Source organism: Acinetobacter sp. V110_1, assembly GCF_031798975.1.
GTDB classification, from domain to species: Bacteria; Pseudomonadota; Gammaproteobacteria; order Pseudomonadales; family Moraxellaceae; genus Acinetobacter; species Acinetobacter nosocomialis_A.
In genome coordinates this window covers 1,338,615-1,359,223 of sequence record NZ_JAVQNN010000030.1, presented here as the reverse complement: position 1 = coordinate 1,359,223, position 20,609 = coordinate 1,338,615, and the positions used below count along the sequence as shown (strand labels likewise).

The 20,609-nt window shown below is 41.9% G+C and carries 20 protein-coding genes; 17 read left to right on the top strand and 3 right to left on the bottom strand.

The features are described from left to right. The first annotated feature begins 263 nt into the window (after positions 1-263). The 14 genes from RMA95_RS17210 to RMA95_RS17145 all read left to right on the top strand — a co-directional run bounded on the left by RMA95_RS17210 (position 264) and on the right by RMA95_RS17145 (position 13,718). Positions 264-569, top strand: coding sequence for a non-heme iron oxygenase ferredoxin subunit (locus RMA95_RS17210; protein WP_002117586.1), 306 nt, complete (start codon positions 264-266; stop codon positions 567-569). 27 nt (positions 570-596) lie between these two features. After that, the gene (locus RMA95_RS17205; RefSeq protein WP_311072166.1) at positions 597-896 is read left to right on the top strand and encodes a recombinase-like helix-turn-helix domain-containing protein; all 300 of its coding nucleotides are present in this window, start codon (positions 597-599) and stop codon (positions 894-896) included. A gap of 16 nt (positions 897-912) precedes the next feature. Next, on the top strand, positions 913-1,980 hold the full coding sequence (locus RMA95_RS17200; protein ID WP_013198654.1) for an aromatic ring-hydroxylating dioxygenase subunit alpha: 1,068 nt from the start codon (positions 913-915) through the stop codon (positions 1,978-1,980). Beyond that, positions 1,973-2,737: an SDR family oxidoreductase gene (locus RMA95_RS17195; protein ID WP_304397093.1), complete on the top strand. Its 765-nt coding sequence runs from the start codon at positions 1,973-1,975 to the stop codon at positions 2,735-2,737. Before RMA95_RS17200 ends, RMA95_RS17195 begins: the two co-directional genes overlap by 8 nt. An 11-nt stretch (positions 2,738-2,748) precedes the next feature. Then, entirely contained in the window at positions 2,749-3,678 is a 930-nt protein-coding gene (locus tag RMA95_RS17190) for a VOC family protein (protein ID WP_311072162.1), read from the top strand. Positions 3,679-3,706: 28 nt separating this feature from the next. Then, a complete protein-coding gene (locus tag RMA95_RS17185) occupies positions 3,707-4,918 on the top strand; it encodes an FAD-dependent oxidoreductase (RefSeq protein WP_311072160.1) in 1,212 nt (403 codons plus the stop codon). A 42-nt stretch (positions 4,919-4,960) separates the two neighbouring features. Beyond that, positions 4,961-6,184: an MFS transporter gene (locus RMA95_RS17180; protein ID WP_005303278.1), complete on the top strand. Its 1,224-nt coding sequence runs from the start codon at positions 4,961-4,963 to the stop codon at positions 6,182-6,184. Between the two features lie 23 nt (positions 6,185-6,207). Then, a complete protein-coding gene (locus RMA95_RS17175; RefSeq protein WP_002117566.1) occupies positions 6,208-6,729 on the top strand; it encodes a cupin domain-containing protein in 522 nt (173 codons plus the stop codon). A gap of 36 nt (positions 6,730-6,765) precedes the next feature. Next, complete coding sequence (locus RMA95_RS17170; protein WP_311072158.1) at positions 6,766-7,590, top strand: alpha/beta hydrolase; 825 nt, start codon at positions 6,766-6,768, stop codon at positions 7,588-7,590. Between the two features lie 15 nt (positions 7,591-7,605). Next, the gene (locus tag RMA95_RS17165; RefSeq protein ID WP_311072156.1) at positions 7,606-8,400 is read left to right on the top strand and encodes an SDR family oxidoreductase; all 795 of its coding nucleotides are present in this window, start codon (positions 7,606-7,608) and stop codon (positions 8,398-8,400) included. 15 nt (positions 8,401-8,415) lie between these two features. Further along, the gene (locus tag RMA95_RS17160) at positions 8,416-9,207 is read left to right on the top strand and encodes an aspartate dehydrogenase (protein ID WP_311072155.1); all 792 of its coding nucleotides are present in this window, start codon (positions 8,416-8,418) and stop codon (positions 9,205-9,207) included. Between the two features lie 13 nt (positions 9,208-9,220). Further along, on the top strand, positions 9,221-10,687 hold the full coding sequence (locus RMA95_RS17155; RefSeq protein WP_311072153.1) for an aldehyde dehydrogenase: 1,467 nt from the start codon (positions 9,221-9,223) through the stop codon (positions 10,685-10,687). Positions 10,688-10,725: 38 nt separating this feature from the next. Further along, complete coding sequence (locus RMA95_RS17150; RefSeq protein ID WP_206218319.1) at positions 10,726-12,366, top strand: thiamine pyrophosphate-binding protein; 1,641 nt, start codon at positions 10,726-10,728, stop codon at positions 12,364-12,366. A 155-nt stretch (positions 12,367-12,521) separates the two neighbouring features. Next, positions 12,522-13,718 (top strand): hypothetical protein, encoded by a 1,197-nt coding sequence (locus RMA95_RS17145; protein WP_209762803.1) that lies wholly within the window; start codon positions 12,522-12,524, stop codon positions 13,716-13,718. Positions 13,719-13,775: 57 nt separating this feature from the next. On the opposite strand, the gene RMA95_RS17140 is transcribed toward RMA95_RS17145, so the two are convergent. After that, complete coding sequence (locus tag RMA95_RS17140) at positions 13,776-15,074, bottom strand: MFS transporter (RefSeq protein WP_239957043.1); 1,299 nt, start codon at positions 15,072-15,074, stop codon at positions 13,776-13,778. Between the two features lie 233 nt (positions 15,075-15,307). Between RMA95_RS17140 and def the strand changes: the two genes are divergently transcribed. After that, the gene (gene def, locus RMA95_RS17135; RefSeq protein WP_004703146.1) at positions 15,308-15,790 is read left to right on the top strand and encodes a peptide deformylase; all 483 of its coding nucleotides are present in this window, start codon (positions 15,308-15,310) and stop codon (positions 15,788-15,790) included. Between the two features lie 177 nt (positions 15,791-15,967). Continuing rightward, the gene (locus tag RMA95_RS17130) at positions 15,968-17,290 is read left to right on the top strand and encodes a glutaminase (RefSeq protein WP_311072149.1); all 1,323 of its coding nucleotides are present in this window, start codon (positions 15,968-15,970) and stop codon (positions 17,288-17,290) included. Here the strand turns inward: RMA95_RS17130 and RMA95_RS17125 are convergent. Beyond that, a complete protein-coding gene (locus RMA95_RS17125) occupies positions 17,257-18,045 on the bottom strand; it encodes a helix-turn-helix transcriptional regulator (RefSeq protein WP_311072147.1) in 789 nt (262 codons plus the stop codon). The two genes, RMA95_RS17130 and RMA95_RS17125, sit on opposite strands and share 34 nt — an antisense overlap. A 106-nt stretch (positions 18,046-18,151) precedes the next feature. Between RMA95_RS17125 and RMA95_RS17120 the strand changes: the two genes are divergently transcribed. Then, positions 18,152-19,372: an MFS transporter gene (locus tag RMA95_RS17120; RefSeq protein WP_311072145.1), complete on the top strand. Its 1,221-nt coding sequence runs from the start codon at positions 18,152-18,154 to the stop codon at positions 19,370-19,372. A gap of 68 nt (positions 19,373-19,440) precedes the next feature. Here the strand turns inward: RMA95_RS17120 and RMA95_RS17115 are convergent, their stop codons facing one another. After that, positions 19,441-20,586, bottom strand: coding sequence for an aldose epimerase family protein (locus tag RMA95_RS17115; protein ID WP_311072143.1), 1,146 nt, complete (start codon positions 20,584-20,586; stop codon positions 19,441-19,443). Positions 20,587-20,609 lie beyond the last annotated feature (23 nt).

The following is a 20,609-nucleotide window of genomic DNA, read 5'->3' as shown; positions in this document are numbered from 1 at the left end:
TTCCTATAAATAAAACATGATTCAATTTGGGGCATGCTGCTTTATTTTATAACTATTGTAATTGTTAAAAATGCATAAAACAATTTTTATATTCAAAACTTTGTTTCTTGTTTGAAACGTAACAAAATATTTAAAATTAATTAAGTAAATGAATTTTATATTTATTTTTACTTTGACAAAAAATGATCAAGGGTATTATGCTTAGCCTGTGTTTTGAAAATCAAATTATGTTTTGTATATAAAACAAAATGAGGACGCAAGGTATGAGTTGGATCTCAGTTTGTCAGCAGGGTGACGTTAGCGAAGATGAGCCGAAAGCCATCGAAATTGAAGGGAAAAAAATAGGCGTATTTTTCGTCGACGAAAATTACTTTGCTATCGAAAATGTTTGCCCTCATGCGTATGCCTTATTAACCGAAGGATTTATCGAAGATCAAACTGTTGAATGTCCATTGCATGAAGCAATTTTTGACATTCAAACAGGTGAGCTAAAAAGTGGACCCGGGTGTAGAAACCTATGTACTTACCCAGTTCGTGTTGAAGGACAGGATATTCAAATTCAACTCTAGTCCTCACATGTACAAGGAAGCAGAACAATGAAGACATTTAATGAAAAGTTGGCAAGCTGGATTCATGCAACGCCGGCAACCGAAGCAGGTATCAACAATATTCAAATTCCTGGTCAATCTGAATTGTTGGTTTGGCAAACACGTTATAAAGAACCAACGCTCTACGAAAAAGATTTTGTAAAGAACTTGATTCAGGCATTTTCTGCGGGCGCAACAGAGTTAGATGACGTTGTTTCTGCACTTAATCAACAGGGTTTCCGATGTGAATCTGGTGATGAATGGACTTCTGCAAGCTTTACAGAAGAAATGCAACGTTTAGGTTATTGATTCAGGGAAGAATAAAATGAACGCAATCGTATCAACTTCACAAAGCGCTGAAGAATATTTAGAACTTGGTTTACGTGACCAATGGCATCCGGTTTTGGCAAGTTGGGAAGTCGCTGCTAATCCAGTCGGTATTACCCGTTTAGGCGAAAACATTGTGGTTTGGCGTGATGCCGAAGGTCAGGTTCATGCACTTGAAGACCGCTGTCCACACCGCGGTGCTCGTCTTTCCCTTGGTTGGAACTTAGGCGACCGAGTGGCTTGCTGGTATCACGGTGTTGAAGTTCGTGCTGATGGTGTAGTTGCTGATGTGCCAGCGGTTCATGAATGTCCAATGACTGGAACTAAATGTTTAAAGAACTACCCAGTAATTGAGCAACATGGCGCAATCTTCATCTGGTTTGGTATTGATGCAAATGAACAACCAGCGCCGCTTGAGTTTCCAGAGCAACTTGCAAGCGAAGAGTGGAGTGCATTCCTTTGCCAAGCAGACTGGAAAGTAAACCATCAGTATGCAATTGATAACGTGATGGATCCAATGCATGGTAGTTATTTACATGCGACATCGCACTCGATGGCAGATGGTGATCGTACCGCAGAGATGAAACACCGCACGACCGATAATGGCTTTGTTTTTGAAAAAGAAGGTCAATTAGGTGTGAACTTCGACTGGGTTGAATATGGTTCAACAGGTGCGAGTTGGTTACGACTTTCAATTCCTTACCGTAAACAATTTGGCCCAGGTGGTGAGTTCTGGATTGTGGGTTATGCAACGCCAATTGATGCCAACAATACTCGCGTATTTTTCTGGCGCTGCCGTAAGGTGAGTGGTTGGCAACGTAATGTATGGCGTTTCTTATATCGCAATCACTTAGAACAGTTGCACTGGGATGTATTAGAACAAGACCGAATTATTTTAGAAAACCTTGCGCCAAATGCGCGTGAAAAAGAGTTTCTCTATCAACACGATGTTGGTCTTGCACGTTTACGCCGTTTAATGAAAAAAGAAGCTGAGAAGCAATTAAAGAAAATTGCCGCACTAAATGCATCAAACCGTATCGAGATGCAGGAAGAAGCTCATGGCTAATGTAGCGTTGTTGCAAGGCAAAAAAGTTTTAGTGACTGGTGCTGCGCGTGGTTTAGGTAGAGATTTCGCTCAAGCTATTGCCGAGGCAGGTGCTGAAGTTGTGATGGCAGATATTTTGTCTGACTTGGTGCAACAAGAAGCACAAGCGTTACAACAACAAGGACTAAACGTTCATGCTGTCACCGTTGACCTTGCCAATGCAGACTCTATTGAAAATGCGGTTGCAAAAAGCGTTGAAGTATTACAGGGACTAGATGGCCTTGTGAATTGCGCGGCACTGGCGACCAATGTCGGTGGAAAAAATATGATTGATTACGATCCTGAACTTTGGGATCGGGTCATGAATATTAATGTGAAAGGCACATGGCTAATCAGTAAGGCATGCGTTCCCCATTTAAAGCAATCGGCGGCTGGCAAAATTATTAATGTTGCTTCTGATACAGCACTTTGGGGTGCACCGAACCTAATTGCTTATGTTGCAAGTAAAGGTGCGATTGTGGCCATGACGCGTTCAATGGCAAGAGAGTTGGGGCAGTCCAATATCTGCGTCAACACATTGTCACCGGGCCTTACTCTGGTTGAAGCAACCGAGTATGTGCCTCAAGAACGTCACGATTTATATGTCAACGGAAGAGCGATTCAACGTCAGCAACTTCCACAAGATTTAAATGGAACAGCATTGTATCTACTGTCGGATTTGTCCTCTTTTGTGACAGGTCAAAATATTCCGGTCAATGGCGGTTTTGTCTTTAACTAAGGAGTAGTCAAATGATTACAGGGATCGAGATTTTAAAGTTTGGAGTTGAAGATAGAGCCGCTTCAAACAAGTTTTTGGCAGATTTTGGTTTAAGCCAAAGTACTTCAGATATTGAAGGCACAGATCTTTACCAAACCCAAAATGGCAGCAAAATTTATTTATTTAATTGTGATGATGAGCGTTTGCCAGTTGCTATTGAACAAGGTTCAACTTTACGTGAAGTCACGTGGGGTGTTGAAAGCACACAAGACCTAGAAGACTTAGCAGTACGTTTGGCCGATGTAGACGGTTTTAAACGTTCTGAAAATACAGTTCAGTGTCTTGACCCAAATGGCATGACCATTCGTTTTGAACAAAGTTTTGTTAAAGAAGTACCTGAACTTAAAACGGAAGGCATTAATCAATACGGCAACATTCAACGTGTTAATGCAGCAAGTCCTATCTATGAAAAAGGTCAGCCTGTTGCGATTGGACATGTGGTGTTCTTCACACCAGATTTGGCAACAACCGAAAATTTCTATATCGAGAAAGTAGGCTTTCATTTATCGGATGCCTATAAAAATCGTGGTGCATTCTTACGTTGCCGCGGTGAAGGTTATCACCATGATTTATTCTTACTCAGTGTTCCAAATAAACCTGCTGGCTTAAATCACGTTGCGTTTGTAGTACGTGATATCCATGAGGTGATTGGGGGCGGTTTAAACATGAATCGTTCGGAATGGTCAACCTTTATTGGGCCGGGACGTCACCCAATTTCTTCTGCTTATTTCTGGTACGTCAACTCACCATTGGGTGGTGCATTTGAATATTACACCAACGATGATTATTTGACAGAAGAATGGCAACCACGTGTAGAAGAACATCGTTTAGAGCTTTTCACCGAATGGGCGATTGAAGGTGGTCTTGATGACACAACCCGCCGTCAGGTGAAGCCTGTTTAACAGGTATGGCTTTACAAGGAAGATGGCTATGGAAAAGATCGTAATTGTAGGTGCCGGACAGGCAGCGGGTTGGGCAGTAAGTACCTTGCGTCAAAATGGGTATGTGGGCGAAATTCACGTGGTTTCAAATGAAGATCAAGTGTTTTATGAGCGTCCACCACTGTCTAAGCAAGTACTTTCAAAAGAAGCAACTTATGAAAGTTTGAATCTGTTCTCTCCTGAGCAGGTTCAAGAGTTCAAGGTTCAATGGCATAAACCGGAAATTGCGACAAAAGTCGACCGTGAGCAAAAACAGGTTCATTTAGAAAGTGGCCAAGTTTTGCCGTATGACAAATTGTTAATTGCAACTGGAAGCCGTGCACGTGTACCAGTCAATACATGGCAGTTCATTCCAAATGTTGTGACCTTACGCAATGTGCAAGACTGTGAACGTCTGGCTGAAGTTTTAAAGAATGCAAAAAATGTCGCTGTGATCGGCGGTGGCTGGATTGGTTTAGAAATTGCTGCAACTGCACGTAAGCAAGGTAAAGATGTTCATATTTTTGAATATGGCGACCGTTTATGTGCAAGAAGTGTGAGTCCGGAAGTTTCTGCATTTTTAAAAAATATGCATGAAACTCAAGGTACAAAAATTCATTTAGACAGCAAGAGCCTTCATTTGGTAGAAGCACCTAATCAGAAAGTTGAAGTGGTGAACCATCCTCAAAATAGTCAGTTATTTGACTGTGTTGTGGTAGGTGCGGGTGCTGAAATTGCCAAAGAGTTAGGTGTACATGCTGGTCTCGATGTGAAAGATGGCATTGTGGTGAATTGTTTTGGGCAAACTTCAGATCAAAACATTTATGCCGCAGGCGATGTCGCGATTCATCCAGGCTTGGGTTATTGCATTCAGTCTTGGGCAAATGCACAAAATCAGGCGATTGCAGCAGCAAAGTCAATGCTCGGAATTGAAACTGAATATAGCGATATTCCATGGCTTTGGTCTGATCAATATCACTTTAACATCCAGATTTTAGGTACTTATCAGCCTGAAAAAACGAAGGAAGTAGTCATTCGCCAAGGCGGTGAAGATCAGGTGAGCTATTTATATCTGGACCATGAAAATCGTTTGCTCAACATGATTGCCATTAATGACTCGAAGCTAGTCAAACTGGCAAAACGTTGGATGCAAGCCAACACCGTTTTAGACCCAAAACTATTAGCAGATGCTGAATTTAATGTCATGAAGTTAAAACCGTAAACATTAAATCTGGTTCTCATTACCAAATCGAAGGAATGACACATGAGTAATGAAGAAAAAAGTGGATTGAAGCATTGGGTACCTGCTTTTGTCCTTATGGTGTGTGTGGTACTGGCGTTTTTCGACAAGATTAGTATTGCGGTTTTATTTTCAGATCCTCATTTTCAAAGTGCAATGGGAATTGCTGAAGATAAGGCCAAGCTTGGATGGCTCATGACAAGTTTCTTACTTGCTTATGGTTTTTCATCAGTCTTTCTAAGCTTTTTGGGTGACATCTTTAACCCAAAGAAAATGCTGTTCTGGAGCGTGACCTCTTGGGGTTTACTCATGTTTTGCATGGGCTTCACCACCAGTTATTCAGGCATGTTGATTTTACGTGTATTACTTGGTTTGGCAGAAGGGCCGTTATTTGCCTTGGCATACACCATTGTTAAGCAGACTTACACAGATCATCAGCAGGCACGCGCTTCTACCATGTTCTTACTTGGAACACCGATTGGTGCATTTCTTGGGTTCCCAATCACTGCAAATGTTTTAGCGCACCATGACTGGCACACCACGTTTTTTGTGATGGCTGGTTTAACACTGATTGCCATTTTCAGCATTGTTTTTGGTTTACGTAACTTGCAGCTCAAGAAAACTGTCGAAATTGATGGTGAGAGTAAACGTACCAATTTCAAAGGTCACATTGCCAATACTAAATTGCTGCTCAGTAATAGCGCGTTCTGGTTGGTGTGTCTCTTTAACATTGCATTAATGACGTATTTGTGGGGCTTAAACAGCTGGGTTCCTTCTTACTTAATGCAAGACAAAGGATTCAATCTCAAAGAGTTTGGGATGTATTCAAGCTTTCCGTTCATTGCCATGTTAATTGGCGAAATTATCGGTGCGTTTTTATCTGACAAGTTAGGCCGCCGCGCAATTCAAGTATTTAGCGGTTTATTACTCGCAGGCATCTTCATGTATGTGATGGTCATTATGACCCAGCCATTATTAATTATTGCTGCCATGTCTTTAAGTGCTATGGCATGGGGTTTTGGAGTAGCAGCTGTATTTGCTCTGCTTGCAAGAGTAACGACCTCAAATGTAGGGGCGACTGCGGGTGGAATATTTAACGGTTTAGGTAATTTTGCAAGTGCAATTGCGCCTGTTCTTATCGGTTACATCGTGATGCAAACACACAGTTTTAATTTAGGAATTACCTTCTTGGCTGCTGTCGCTGTCATTGGGTCGTTGTTCTTGGTTCCTCTTTTAAAACGTTATTAATTCACTGTATAGGAGTTTAAAAAATGACTACACAACAATTCGAATCGTGGGCACAACCAGAGGGTGCTTCTTTAGAAGATTGGTTAAACACACGTATTGCTCGCTTTGAGACACGTAAATACGACTTCGATGCTTTGAAGTTCCAAGCAGATTACGACCCGAAATATCGCCGTGCACAAATGCGTTACATGGGTACGGGTGCAACAGGTGTTGCGAATGACGGCAACACTGTACCAGCAGAAAACTTCACGTTTTCAACCATGGTTCTGCCACCACAGTGTGAAGGCCCTTTGCACATTCACCATGATGTTGAAGAGGTGTTTTTTATGCTCCGCGGCGAAATTGATTTGTTCATTGAGCACAACGGCGAAAAATTTGAGACCCGTTTAAAAGAGCGTGACCTGATTTCAATTCCACCGGGTATTTACCGTGGTTTGTTTAACCCAGGACAAGAAGATGCCTTGATGTGTGTGATGTTGGGAACAGGTAAACCAACTATTCCGAACTATCCACCAGAGCATCCATTGTCTCAAATCAAACGTTAATTGTTTGATGAAGTGAATGAAAGGAAAGAATTGAAAATGATGACACTCATTGAAAGGTTAGCAGAATTTCCGGTGAAAACCGTTACTGTTCAAGGCCAGCAGCAAGCCTATCGGGAAGCCGGTCAGGGCGAGTACCTTGTGCTCTTGCATGGTATTAGTTCAGGTTCTGCTTCATGGGTAAACCAACTTGAAGTGCTGTCTCATCATTTTCATGTCATTGCCTGGGACGCACCGGGCTATGGCAAATCAGATGAACTTTTAACGGATCAACCCAATGCTACCGACTACGCAAAGCGTTTGGTTGCATTGTTCGATGTTTTAAAAATTGAAAAAGCAATTGTGGTTGGACACTCATTAGGTGCCTTACAGGCGAGTGCATTTGCTGCACTTTACCCAGAGCGAGTGGAACACTTGGTTGTCGCTAACTTAGCGCAAGGTTACCAGCGCCACGATGAACAAACACAAATTCAGGTTTTTGAAAAAAGACCAAAAATGTTGAAAGAACTTGGTGCTAAAGGTATGGCCGAAAGCCGTGGACCTCATTTGATTTATAAACAAGAGCCACAAGCCTTAGCCTTAGTTTCAGTGGTGATGCAGCAGTTGACCCTACAGGGTTTTACACATGCATCGTACTTACTGGCATATGACGAAATACGTAATTACTTAACCGATTTAAAAGTCCCATGCACAGTGATTGCAGGGCAGCAAGATCAAATCACTCCTGCGTTAGGTATACAAGAGCTTGCTCAGGAATTGCAGTTGGAACAGCACTACATCATCCAAGATGCAGGACATCTAAGTTATGTCGACCAACCGCAAGCATTTAACCAAATTATGTTGACGATTCAGGAACAATCGTAAGAGAGATTAAGGATTATGAGCTTCCAAGTTGAAGGAAAAGTTGCAGTTGTTACGGGTGGCTCCTCTGGGATTGGGCTGGCTGCTGTTGAAATACTGGTTACAGAGGGTGCAAAAGTAGCTTGGTGTGGTCGCGATGAAGAGCGTTTAAATGCTTCTAAGCACTATATTTTAGAAAAATTTCCACATGCCAATATTTTTACCAAAGCATGCAATGTATTGAAAAAAGAAGAAGTTCAGCAATTTGCCAAAGACGTCAAACTCAATTTGGGCAATGTGGACATGCTCATTAACAATGCTGGGCAAGGCCGTGTTTCAAATTTTGAAAATACGCAAGATGAAGACTGGATGAAAGAAATTGAACTGAAATATTTCAGTGTTTTACATCCAGTACGGGCTTTTCTTGACGACTTAAAACAGTCAGCAAATGCCTCAATTACCAATGTGAACTCGTTACTGGCATTGCAACCGGAACCGCACATGATTGCGACTTCATCTGCACGCGCTGCACTGTTGAATTTAACCCATTCGTTAGCGCATGAGTTTACTCAATATGGCGTTCGTGTGAACTCGATTTTACTCGGAATGGTCGAATCTGCACAGTGGAAACGCCGTTATGAAACCCGTTCAGATTTGAATCTGTCATGGGAAGAGTGGACAGGCAATATCGCAAAAAATCGTGGCATTCCTATGCAGCGTTTAGGCCGTCCAGAAGAGCCTGCACGTGCTTTAGTTTTCTTGGCATCACCATTGGCATCTTACACCACAGGTTCGGTAATAGATGTCTCGGGTGGTTTTAATAAACATTTATAAATATTAGGTGCTGTCATGAAAAAGTTGATGATGATTGGTTTTGGCGCAATGGCAGCAGAAGTGTATGCCCACTTGCCTCAAGATCTGCAACTCAAATGGATTGTCGTGCCATCTCGCAGTATTGAAAAAGTGCAGTCACAAGTCTCTTCCGAGATTCAGGTGATTTCCGATATTGAGCAATGTGATGGTGAGCCTGACTATGTCATTGAGGTGGCAGGTCAAGCAGCAGTGAAAGAGCATGCTCAAAAAGTTTTAGCGAAAGGCTGGACCATTGGCCTGATTTCGGTGGGTACTTTAGCTGATAGCGAATTTCTAATTCAGCTTAAACAAACTGCTGAAAAAAATGATGCACATCTGCATTTACTGGCAGGGGCTATCGCAGGCATTGACGGTATTTCTGCTGCTAAAGAAGGTGGCTTGCAAAAAGTCACTTATAAAGGCTGCAAAAGTCCAAAAAGCTGGAAGGGCAGTTATGCAGAACAATTGGTCGATTTAGACCATGTTGCTGAAGCTACCGTCTTTTTCACAGGAACTGCGCGTGAAGCTGCCATGAAATTTCCAGCTAATGCCAACGTTGCAGCAACCATTGCACTTGCAGGACTTGGTATGGATGAAACCATGGTTGAGTTAACCGTTGATCCAACCATCAACAAAAACAAACACACCATTGTGGCAGAAGGTGGCTTTGGGCAAATGACCATTGAACTGGTGGGCGTGCCGTTACCAAGTAACCCAAAAACATCAACTTTGGCTGCGCTTAGCGTGATTCGTGCTTGTCGCAACAGTGTAGAAGCAATACAGATTTAAGAAGGATTTGATCATGGCAAAGGAAATTTATATTGCAGGTGAATGGCGATTAGGCCGTGGTGCAGTCATTCAAAGCCTGTTTCCGGCAGATCAGTCGGTAAACGCTGAGCTTTCAACGGCAACGCTTGATGATGTAAATGAAGCAATTGAAAAAGCAGATCAGGCTTGGCGTGAACCGAGCTGGAGAAACAGCTTGCCGCATGAGCGTGCACGTATTCTCTATAAAGTTGCAGACATTATTGAAGCGCGTGTCGATGAATTAGCGAAATTACAAACACGTGATAATGGTAAGCCTTTAACTGAAACTCGTGGCTTGGTGATGAGCGCGGCGGCAACTGCACGCTATGTTGCGGCGGCATGTGAAACGCTGAACGATGAGCTCACCACTCAACGTGCTCCAGACTTCATGACCATGAGTGTGCATGAACCTGTGGGGGTTGTGGCAGCAATTACGCCTTGGAACTCTCCAATTGCAAGTGAAGTTCAAAAGCTTGCTCCAGCTTTGGCAGCAGGAAATGCCGTGGTGTTAAAACCAGCAGAAGCAACTTCACTGATTGCTTTAGAGCTTGCCAAAGTTTTTGAAGAAGCTGGCTTACCAAAAGGTTTACTCAGTGTGTTGGTTGGTCGTGGTTCTATCATTGGTGATGCGATTGCTCAACATCCATTGGTTCGTAAAATCTCTTTTACGGGTGGAACAACCACGGGTCGTCATTTGGCACACATTGCAGCGGACAAGCTTATTACCACTTCGCTTGAACTAGGTGGTAAGTCACCAACCATCGTTTTACCAGATGCAGACATTGAACTGGCTGCTAAAGGTGTTGCGTACGGTATTTTTAGCTCAGCAGGCCAAGCGTGTATCGCAGGTTCTCGCTTGTTTATTCATAGCAGTCTTTACGAGCAGTTTTTAACGCGTCTGGTTGAAATTACCAAAGGCTTACGTGTGGGCCATCCAGAACAGGCGGGTGTGCATTTAGGGCCACTGGTCAATGACAAACATTTGCAGTCTGTTGACCGTTATGTGCAACTTGCCAAAAGCGAAGGTGGTCAAGTTCTGATTGGTGGTGAAGCGCTTACCACTGGTGACTATGCCAAAGGAAGCTATTACCTCCCAACAATTATCACGGGCTTAAATAACAGTGCTCAAACCTGTCAGGAAGAAATTTTTGGCCCTGTTTTAGTCGTTATGAAATATGACAACGAGCAAGATTTAATTGCCCAAGCCAATGACAGTTGTTTTGGTCTTGCCGCAGGCATCTGGACTGAAAGCTATCGTAAAGCTTGGCGCATCGCACGTGCATTAGAAGTAGGAACGGTATGGATTAATACCTACAAAAAATTCTCGATTAGTGCGCCGTTTGGTGGCTTTAAAGACAGTGGTATTGGGCGCGAAAAAGGCCGTTTAGGCATTTTATCGTACATGCAACAAAAGAGTATTTATATGGGGCTGAATGAACAGCCTAACCCTTGGTGCGATTAATAAATTCAAGGACTGAAAACAAATTTTGAGGAACAGACATGACTGAACGTGTAAATGTAGGCGAAGCAATCGCAAGAGTTTTAGAAGCGCACCAAGTTGATAGTATTTATGGTGTTATTTCCATCCACAATTTACCTATTGCAGATGCAGTAGGGCGCCGTGAAAAAATGCGCTTTGTTGCAGCACGCGGTGAAGCGGGTGCAGTCACCATGGCAGATGCACACTCGCGTTTTAAAGGCCTAGGTGTAGCGTTGACCAGTACAGGTGCTGGTGCAGGTAATGCGGTGGGTTCACTGATTGAAGCAATGAATGCCGGTAGCCCTGTATTGCATTTAACAGGTCAGGTTGAGCGTGAATATCTCGATCGTGATGCCAGCTTCATTCATGAAACTAAAGACCAACTTACATTTTTGCGCGCATCAAGCAAAGCGGCATTTCGCATTACCAGCCCAGACAATGCTGTTGGCGTGATTCGTGAAGCAATTCGAGTAGCAACTACAGTTCCAATGGGACCGGTAAGTGTTGAGTTACCAATTGATGTACAAGCAGCAGAAATCGATTTGCCACTTAATCTTGGGCCAGTGAAAGCACTTGAGTTGCCACAGGCAGAACAAGCTGAAATTGATCTTCTTGTAAGCGAAATCAAAAAAGCAAAACGTCCGATTTTCTGGATTGGTGGTGGAACTTTAAACAGTGTTGCTGAAGTTAAAGCAATTGCAGATTTAGGTATTCCGGTTGTGTCGTCTACGCACGGCCGCGGTGTTTTGGCAGATGATCACCCACGTAGTTTAGGTGCTTTCCATAACTCAGCAGGTGTTGAGCAATTATTAAAAGATGCTGACCTGATGGTTGTGGTGGGTTCTCGTTTACGTAGTAATGAAACTAAAACTTATTCGGTTGAATTCCCTGAAAACATTATTCAGGTGGATGCTAACCCAGTGGCTCAGCAACGTAATTACAAAATCCGCAACTTCATTTGTGGCGATGCCAAAGATGTCTTAACACGTGTGTTAGAACAGCTTAATGGAATCTCAAAAGTTGATGCCGATTACGATGCTGCTGTAGTAGCTGCTAAACAAGCTGCAATTGATGCACTGCGCAAACAAATTGACCAATACGCATTAATTTGTGACCACTTACGTGCAGCTTTACCTCAAGACGGCATTTTTGTACGTGACATCACCATGTCAGGTAGCACATGGGGCAGTCGTTTATTCCCTGTACAAGCACCAAATCAAAACATTCACTCACTCGCGGGTGCAATTGGTTTAGGCCTTGCAACTGCAATCGGTGCTTCGGTTGCTAACCCTGACAAAAAAGTGATTGGTCTAGTCGGTGATGGTGGCTTAATGCTGGGCATTGGTGAAATTGCAACTATGGTGCAAGAAAACACCAACATGGTCTTAATGATTATGAATGACGGTGGCTATGGCGTAATGCGTGGCATTCAAAATAACTACTTTGGTGGTCGTCAGTATTTCAATGAATTACATACACCTGACTACAAACTCCTTGGCGAATCAATGGGTGTGAAAAGCTGGAAAGTGGGTAGTGCAGATGAGTTTAAAACGGTTATTCAAGAGGCAGTCGCTTTTGAAGGGCCAACTGTGATTGAGCTCGATATGAACTCGATTGGACCATTAAACTTCGCGGGTCCACCGCAAAAGAAACTGTATTAACCAGTTTGGATGGTTTAGTACATATGCGATGGGAGCTGCTAAGCCATCCTTTTTTTAGATAAATTTTTTTGTCTAAAAAACAATAAAAACGAAGTTTTACAGGTAAAACAAATAAAGTTCCAGCAGGACGCTGGAACTCAATCAAGGATGTAGAGATGAAAAAGACTTCATTGATCATGGCATTCATTGCACCGCTTACGCTGGGGGTAAGCGTCAATGCATTTGCAAAAGACTCATTGCTTGAATGGAAAAGTGATGATGGCACCGACTCATTAAAGTTAGGTGGGGTGGTTCGGTTAAATCAACGCTATGAAGATTGGGAAGGGCCAAACCGTGGTTTTGGTAAGCTCCATTTTGATATTTTCAGGGTTGATCTCAAAGGTAAATTTGATGATGCCTACATCAATGCCAGTTATATGTTTCAAGACCAACAGAAAACGTCCATTGAAAAAGCATACGTGGGTTATAACCTAGATGCCAATAACAGCATTGAAGCGGGTCTGGTCTATAAACCTTTCACGATTTATCCATACCCACAAAATGGCTGGACCTATCACATTCCATTCTTTCTAGGTTATGGCAATAACATTGCACCGGGGATTAACTGGAATTATCACGACAAAGACTGGGATTTAAAACTCGGTTATTACCCGCAAATGTTAGAGACGAATTTGCGTTATTCACCAGAGAGTGCAACTTATGATGATTTGGCAGGAAATGCATTTCCATCTCAAAAAGCCTATCAAAATGAAAAGCGCAATCAGGTGAATACCCGCATTGTTCGCAAGTTAGAAACTGATTTCGGTAAGCAAGAGTTTGGTGTATCGGGTGCAATCGCTCAGTTACATAATGATATTACCGATAAAGACGGCAAATATTATGCAGTCGGTTTGCATACCGAAAACAACTACAAACGCTTTAACTTACAAAGTTCGGTTATTCACTATCAGTACGATGCTAAAAATCCAGATGGTGTAAATAGTGATATGACTTTAATGGGGGCAAATGGTCTTACGCCAGCTTATTTCATTGCTTCGGAAGGGACCATAGCCAGTTTAAACCTTGCCTATACGTTGCCTGTCACCAATATGGGTAAGCTAAAATCCATTAAGTTTTATAATGACTATAGTTACCTCGATAAAAAACGTGATGATTGGTCCGACTCGCAAATGAACACCACAGGTATGATGTTTATTGCTTCACCATTTATGGTTTGGGCAGATTATACGTGGGGTAAAAACTCCAACATTATTGGTGGCTCTACAAACTCAACAGGGTATACCTCTGCAACTTCACCAAATAGTGATAAATGGCTATACCGTATTAACTTTAATATCGGCTTTACTTTCTAAAGTAAGCAGCATTAAAAAACCACGCGATCGGCGTGGTTTTTTCATAGGTTAAAGCGTTTAATATCTGTTTTTTTCAAACTTATTCCAAAACACAAAGGCAGTCACAAAGGCCAAAATGGTTAGCGCGAAAATATAATACATCGCACCAATATCACTATATTGACTTAGCCAATGCACTAAAGGCAGTGTCATACCACCAACAATCGCATAAGACAAATTATAAGAAAATGAAATGCCCGAGAAACGTACAGGCGCTGGGAACATTTTGACCATACTGCTCGACACCATGCCGACTGTACCTGAGCATAGACCCAACAACATATATAAACCAAAAATGGTTGAATGGGCAGCATGTCCTAAACTGTTATAAAAAACTGCTGCTGTGAGTGCCACGGCAAGCGCACCGACCATCATGACTTTGCCACAGCCAAAACGGTCAGCAAAATAGCCTGCCAAAATACAGCCGACCATTTGCATGACAATGGCGGCACTTTGCATTTCAAAAGTTTGAGCACGCTCAAAGCCAAACGTACCAGTTAATAAATTTGGCATGGCTAAAATCACCACCACCACACAACCAGTTAAAAACCACGTAAATAACATGCCAATCGCAACGGCTGTTTTATGCGTTTTTAACACTTGTTTTACGGGCATTTCTTTTGAAATTTCTTTACGTGCCTGCATGGCTTTAAACACTGGGGTTTCTTTTAAATAAGTCCGTAAATAAAGTGCAACCAGACCAAAAATACCACCTGCAATGAAAGGAATACGCCATGCCCAGTCATGGATTTGCCCTTCACTAAAATTCAGTGAAATCCATAGAGACATCAGCGCGCCTAGTAAAATTCCTAGAGACAGTCCGGCAGTGAGTAAACCATTTGCCAGCCCAATTTTTCTTTCAGGTACATGTTCTGACACAAAGGTCCATGCGGCTGGAATTTCACCCCCAATCGCAATCCCTTGTACCACTCGCATGAGTAGTAAAAGTAGCGGTGCCAAATACCCAATATTTTCAAAGGTTGGCAATATCCCGATAAACAGGGTAGGTAGCGCCATCAGCAAAATAGAAAGTGAAAATAGTTTTTTACGCCCGACCAGATCACCAAAATGGGCCATGACAACTCCGCCTAATGGCCTAAAAAAGTAACCTGCTGCAAAAATGCCGTAAGTATTAAGCATGGCCCAAAATGGGCTGAGTGTACTTGGGAAAAATAGGTCGGAAATGATTTTGGCGTAAAACACATAAATCACGAAATCGTAAAATTCTAAAGCACCGCCCAATGAAGAAAGGGCAAGGGTTCGTTTATCTTCTTTATTAAGATAGTTCGCATCCTGCAAAGTTAAGTCCTGATCCATTTTTTACTTAATTGTTGTAATTGAAGTTTGGATATTAATGGAAAAGTGAAGTAAAAGTAAATGGAGGAAATTTGTTCTATTGTTGAAGTGCGGACTAGGCTAAGTAATATAAAAGCTTTAAAACAAAAAATGCATTAGATGAAACAAAAACAGATGTAGGAATGACTTTTCTTTTGAGCTGTTCAGCGACACAATAAAACTTGTCATATCGGGGTTAATGAGAGATTCAAAGGATGAGTGTAGTTTTACCAGTCGCAAAGCGTGGTGAAGATATCTTAAAACTGATTGCGGCTCCCGTCTCGGCAAATGAGTTGAACAGTGATTGGCTTTATCAGCTTGCCGCTGCTATGCAAGCAACGATGCTTGAGCGCAATGGAGTAGGGATTGCCGCACCGCAAGTTTATATTTCTAAACGCGTCATTATTGTGGCATCTCGACCAAACCCACGCTATCCCGATGCACCTGAAATGGATGCTGTGGTGATGGTGAATCCTGAAATTTTAGAGTTCTCAAATGAAACGCTTTTGGGTGAAGAAGGTTGCTTAAGTGTGCCAGATGAGCGTGGACAAGTTGAACGTGCAGAAATGGTTAAGGTGAAATATTTAACACTTCAGGGTGAAGCCGTTGAAACAGTTTTCCATGGTTTTCCGGCTCGGATTGTTCAACATGAAGTGGATCATTTAAATGGAGTTCTATTTGTAGAAAGAATAATCTAATCTTCTATTTAAAGTTTTTAAAAACGTATAATGAGCTTGAAATAAATAAGCCATCGGAATTACAATACTTATATCGTGATTTTTATTTCACTAAAAAATTATAATTTTAATATTATCAGCAGGTTGTGCTGAAAAAATGATCGAAAGTGTAAATCTCCTCATTTAAGGTTACTGACCATGAAAACCCCTCTCCCAGATTATTTGGCAAATGTGATAGAAGCCTGTGAGGTAGATAATAGCGGACATCTAGCTGACTATATTCCAGAGTTAGCAAATGCAAATCCAGATCGATTAGCTTTGGCCATGTCTACGGTAGATGGCGAAATTTATTCGATTGGAGATGATGATGTCGAATTCACCATACAGTCGATTTCTAAACCTTTTGTATATGCCTATGTTTTACAACAACTTGGCATTGATGCAGTACTTGCGAAAGTAGGGGTAGAGCCTTCGGGGGAAGCCTTCAATGAAATTTCTTTGGGTAAAGACGGACGTCCGAAAAACCCGATGATTAACTCTGGCGCAATTACTGTACATTCCTTGATTCAGGTCAAGCATGGTTTACATAGCGCAGAAATTCTACGCCGTTTTATGAGCGAGCTTGCAGGCCGCGAATTAAGTTTTGATGAGTCTGTTTATGATTCGGAAGTTAAAACAGCCTACCGTAATCTTTCGATCGGTTATATGTTGAGAACTGTCGGAATTTTGGAAACTGACCCTGTAGATATCGTGAATGGCTATATTCGCCAATGTGCGATCATGGTTACAGTTAAAGACTTGGTACGTATGGGCAGTGTACTTGCTAATGGCGGGGTCGATCCTAGAACTGGAAAGCGCCTATTGAATCGATCTGTCGTTAGACAAGTCCTCAGTGTCATGATGAGCTGTGGTATGTACGATGCAGCGGGTGACTGGCTTTCAACTGTAGGTATTCCTGCTAAAAGTGGTGTAGCAGGCGGTATCTTGGGTGTGCTACCGGGGCAGGTCAGTATTGCTGCTTTTTCACCTCGTTTAGATGAGCATGGTCATAGTATTCGAGGCATCGATATTTTAGAGCGATTATCTCGTGACATGGGATTACATCTCATGGAAGGTACACCTTCTGCACAAACCATTGTACAAAGCCATTACCGCACAGGAAAAGACGCATCATTAAGCGTATATGTGCTTCGCGGCGTATTGAAATTTACTGAAGCGGAAATGTTATTACGCATTTTACAAGACGAGACAACTGACCAAAGCACAATCGTCATTGATTTAACACAGATTTCACTTATCCACGATGTGGGTAAACGTATGTTCTTAGAAGGGGTAGATCGTCTGATTGATGATGGTCATACGCTTGTTCTAGTTGACCCTGAACAGCGCTTAGATCATGCCAGAACAGCTAAAGATCGTGAGCTTCATGTCTACCACGATTTTGATGATTTGCTCGAAAAGCATGAGATCCGCACTAAAAAAAAGACTTATAGCGACATCGCGGCACTTCTAAACTGCTGAGGTGTTTTTCCTAGATGTCGCTTAAACATCGCACTGAACGCGCTGGGGTTTGTATACCCCAGTGACTCTGAAATTTGAGCAATAGATTCACCATTCGCAATTTTACTTAACGCAAGTGCAATATGCATTTGCTGTAACCATGCCCGATACGACAGCCCTGTTTCTTTTTGGAACATACGCATTAGGGTTCTAGAACTCGTACCAATTTCATCAGCCCAATCTGTTAAATCTTTTGAACTATTAGGAGCGTGTAATAACTCTTGGCAAATTTTTAAGAGCCGTTTGTCTTTCGGCCATGGAATTTGAATAGGCAACAAATTGGCCCGATGGATTTCTTCAAAAATCAAAATTTGTAAAGAACGGGAAAGTTCTTGAGAGGTCGCAGTATTTGGCGTGTCTTCTCGTTCAATTTCATTTAAACGAATCAAAAGTTCGTGTAGCAGGTTGCTTACTCGAATAATAAAACAATCTTGTCCCATTAGAGCGGCTGCATTTACTTCAACCAATGCCGTATTTAACTTTACGTGACTCAGTGAAATCACGCTGTGCTCTACATGGGCAGGAATCCATAATGCACACATCGGCGGCACAATCCAGACATGATTAGGTGTAAAAACCTGAATATTTCCTGTGGATGCATATAAAAACTGCGCACGTGTATGCGTATGGGTAGGTGTGATTTCTCGATAAGAATGCTCAGAAGATAGCCCAATCACAAGTTCAGACAAATCAGACTGAATAAGAGAATCGGACATAAACTATCCTAAAAATTGTCACTTATACAATGATTATTGGAAGATAACTTTATAAGCGACAATTTACAATAAGCATCTCATTTAAAAATATTGGAGTTTTTCAGGTATGACGTCTTCAATACAATTGAAAGATGGTATTGCCAATACCGTTGCAAATGATCAGCCTCAAGGAATGATTATTAAAATTGTAGGCGCCGTGGCAGTCGCACATTTACTGAATGATTTAATTCAAGCGGTGCTACCAGCCATCTATCCAATGCTAAAAGCAAACTTTTCGCTAAGTTTTGCGGAGGTTGGCCTGATTTCGTTTGTATATCAAATTACAGGTTCACTGCTTCAGCCTTGGATTGGACTTTATACCGATAAACATCCAAAACCGTATCTTCTCCCACTCGGAATGGTCGTCACATTCTGCGGCATTATTTTGTTGGCATTTTCACCTAGTTTTGCTGTGTTGTTATGTGCATCTGCACTGATTGGGGTAGGGTCTGCAACCTTTCACCCAGAAGCTTCACGGGTGGCACGAATGGCGTCGGGTGGACACTTTGGTACGGCTCAATCGACTTTTCAGGTGGGCGGAAACACAGGTACTGCCATTGGCCCATTATTAGCAGCGTTATTGATTGTTCCATTTGGGCAGCATGCAGTTGCGGGCTTGGTTATCATTGCACTTTTAGCAATTTGGGTTTTATTTGGTGTAAGCCGCTGGACGGTAAGTCATGCAAAAAGTCAGGTGGTTACACGTGCTACCCAAGCACAGAGTAAATTGCATGGCCGTAAGCTTATTATTGCTTTGAGCACAATTAGTTTATTGATGTTTGCTAAATTTACTTACATTGCCAGCATTAGTAACTACTTTACTTTTTATCTTATTCAAAAGTTCCATATCAGCATCCAGACTGCTCAGTTGCATTTATTTGCCTTTTTAGCAGCCGTTGCATTAGGTACATTTGCAGGTGGCCCAATTGGAGACAAAATTGGCCGTAAAGCGGTTATTTGGGTTTCATTTGTTGGTATGGCGCCGTTTGCATTAATGATGCCGTATGCAAACTTATTCTGGACAACAGTTTTCTCAATTATTGCAGGTTTGGTGTTGTCGTCTGCTTTTGCTGCGATGGTGGTTTACGCACAAGAAGCTGTTCCAGGCCGTGTGGGTATGATTGCAGGTTTAATGTTTGGTCTTATGTTTGGGGTAAGTGGTATTGCCGCAGCAGGATTAGGGCATTTAGCTGATATTAACGGCATTGAATGGGTATTTGGTTTATGTTCATTCTTGCCATTACTTGGTTTTGCAACAGCACTTCTACCAAACACAAGAGTTAAATAAATGAAAAGACTCTCGGTCATATTCAGCTGAGAGTCTTTTTTAGATAAATATAGCTCCAATTAAAAAGACTATTTTTGAATACCAAATTTAAATACGGTGACACTGTTATAAGTTTGATTTGGGTTCAAACGTGTAGAAGGGAAGGATGGTTGATTCGGGCTATCCGGAAAATGCTGCGTTTCTAATGCTAGCGCATCTGCTTGACGATAAAGCACGCCATTTGCACCAACAACATTTCCTAATAAATGATTGGCTGTATACATTTGAACGCTTGGTTCAGTAGTTAAGACTTGTAGTGTCCGTTTAGATTTCGGATCAAAAACATGAGCTGCAAGATTTAATTTTCCTTGAGACTTTTGATTAATTACCCAAGTTTGATCATAGCCATATCCATAGGCCAATTGCTGATGATTCGCTCGAATATCTTTCACAATTGCTTTAGGCGTCCGAAAATCAAAAGGCGTACCTGCAACTGAGGCAATCTCACCTGTTGGTAAAGAGTTTTGATCGGTTACCAATACACGGTCTGCATTAAGTTGTACAACATGATCCAGCACACCATAAGCGTTGTTGCCAGCACCTGACAAGTTGAAATAACTGTGGTTGGTAAGATTGACGACTGTTGGTTGATCCGTTTTTGCCTTATATTCAATCTGGAATTCATTTTGATCTGAAAGACTGTAGATCACCTCTACATCTAATTTTCCGGGAAAACCTTGATCTCCATTTGGACTGGTTAACTTCAGAGAAGCTTTAACGGTTTCGCCTTTGGAAACGAGAGGCTTAACTTGCCAAACACGTTTATCAAAACCTGGATTACCGCTATGCAATGAATTCGGCCCATTATTTTTTTCAAGGTTATACGTTTTTCCATCTAAGCTAAATTTAGCATTACCAATACGGTTCGCATAACGGCCTATTAACCCACCAAAATGAATGCCTTCCTTGGTATCAGTGACTTCATAGCCTTTTAGATCATCGAAGCCCAAAACAATATTATTTTGTTTACCTTGTGCATCGGGAGTCAAAATCTGGGTAATTACGCCCCCATAACTAATAAAAGAAACTGAGACTCCTTTGTTATTGCTCAGGGTGTATAGATCAACTTTTTGACCATCTTGAGTTGTGCCGTAGGGTTTTACATTTAATGTGGCTGCATTTGTAATTTGCGCAAAGCTATAAAGGGTGAAACTTAAAATTACTAATTTTTTCATGTTTATACTCTATTTTTTAATAG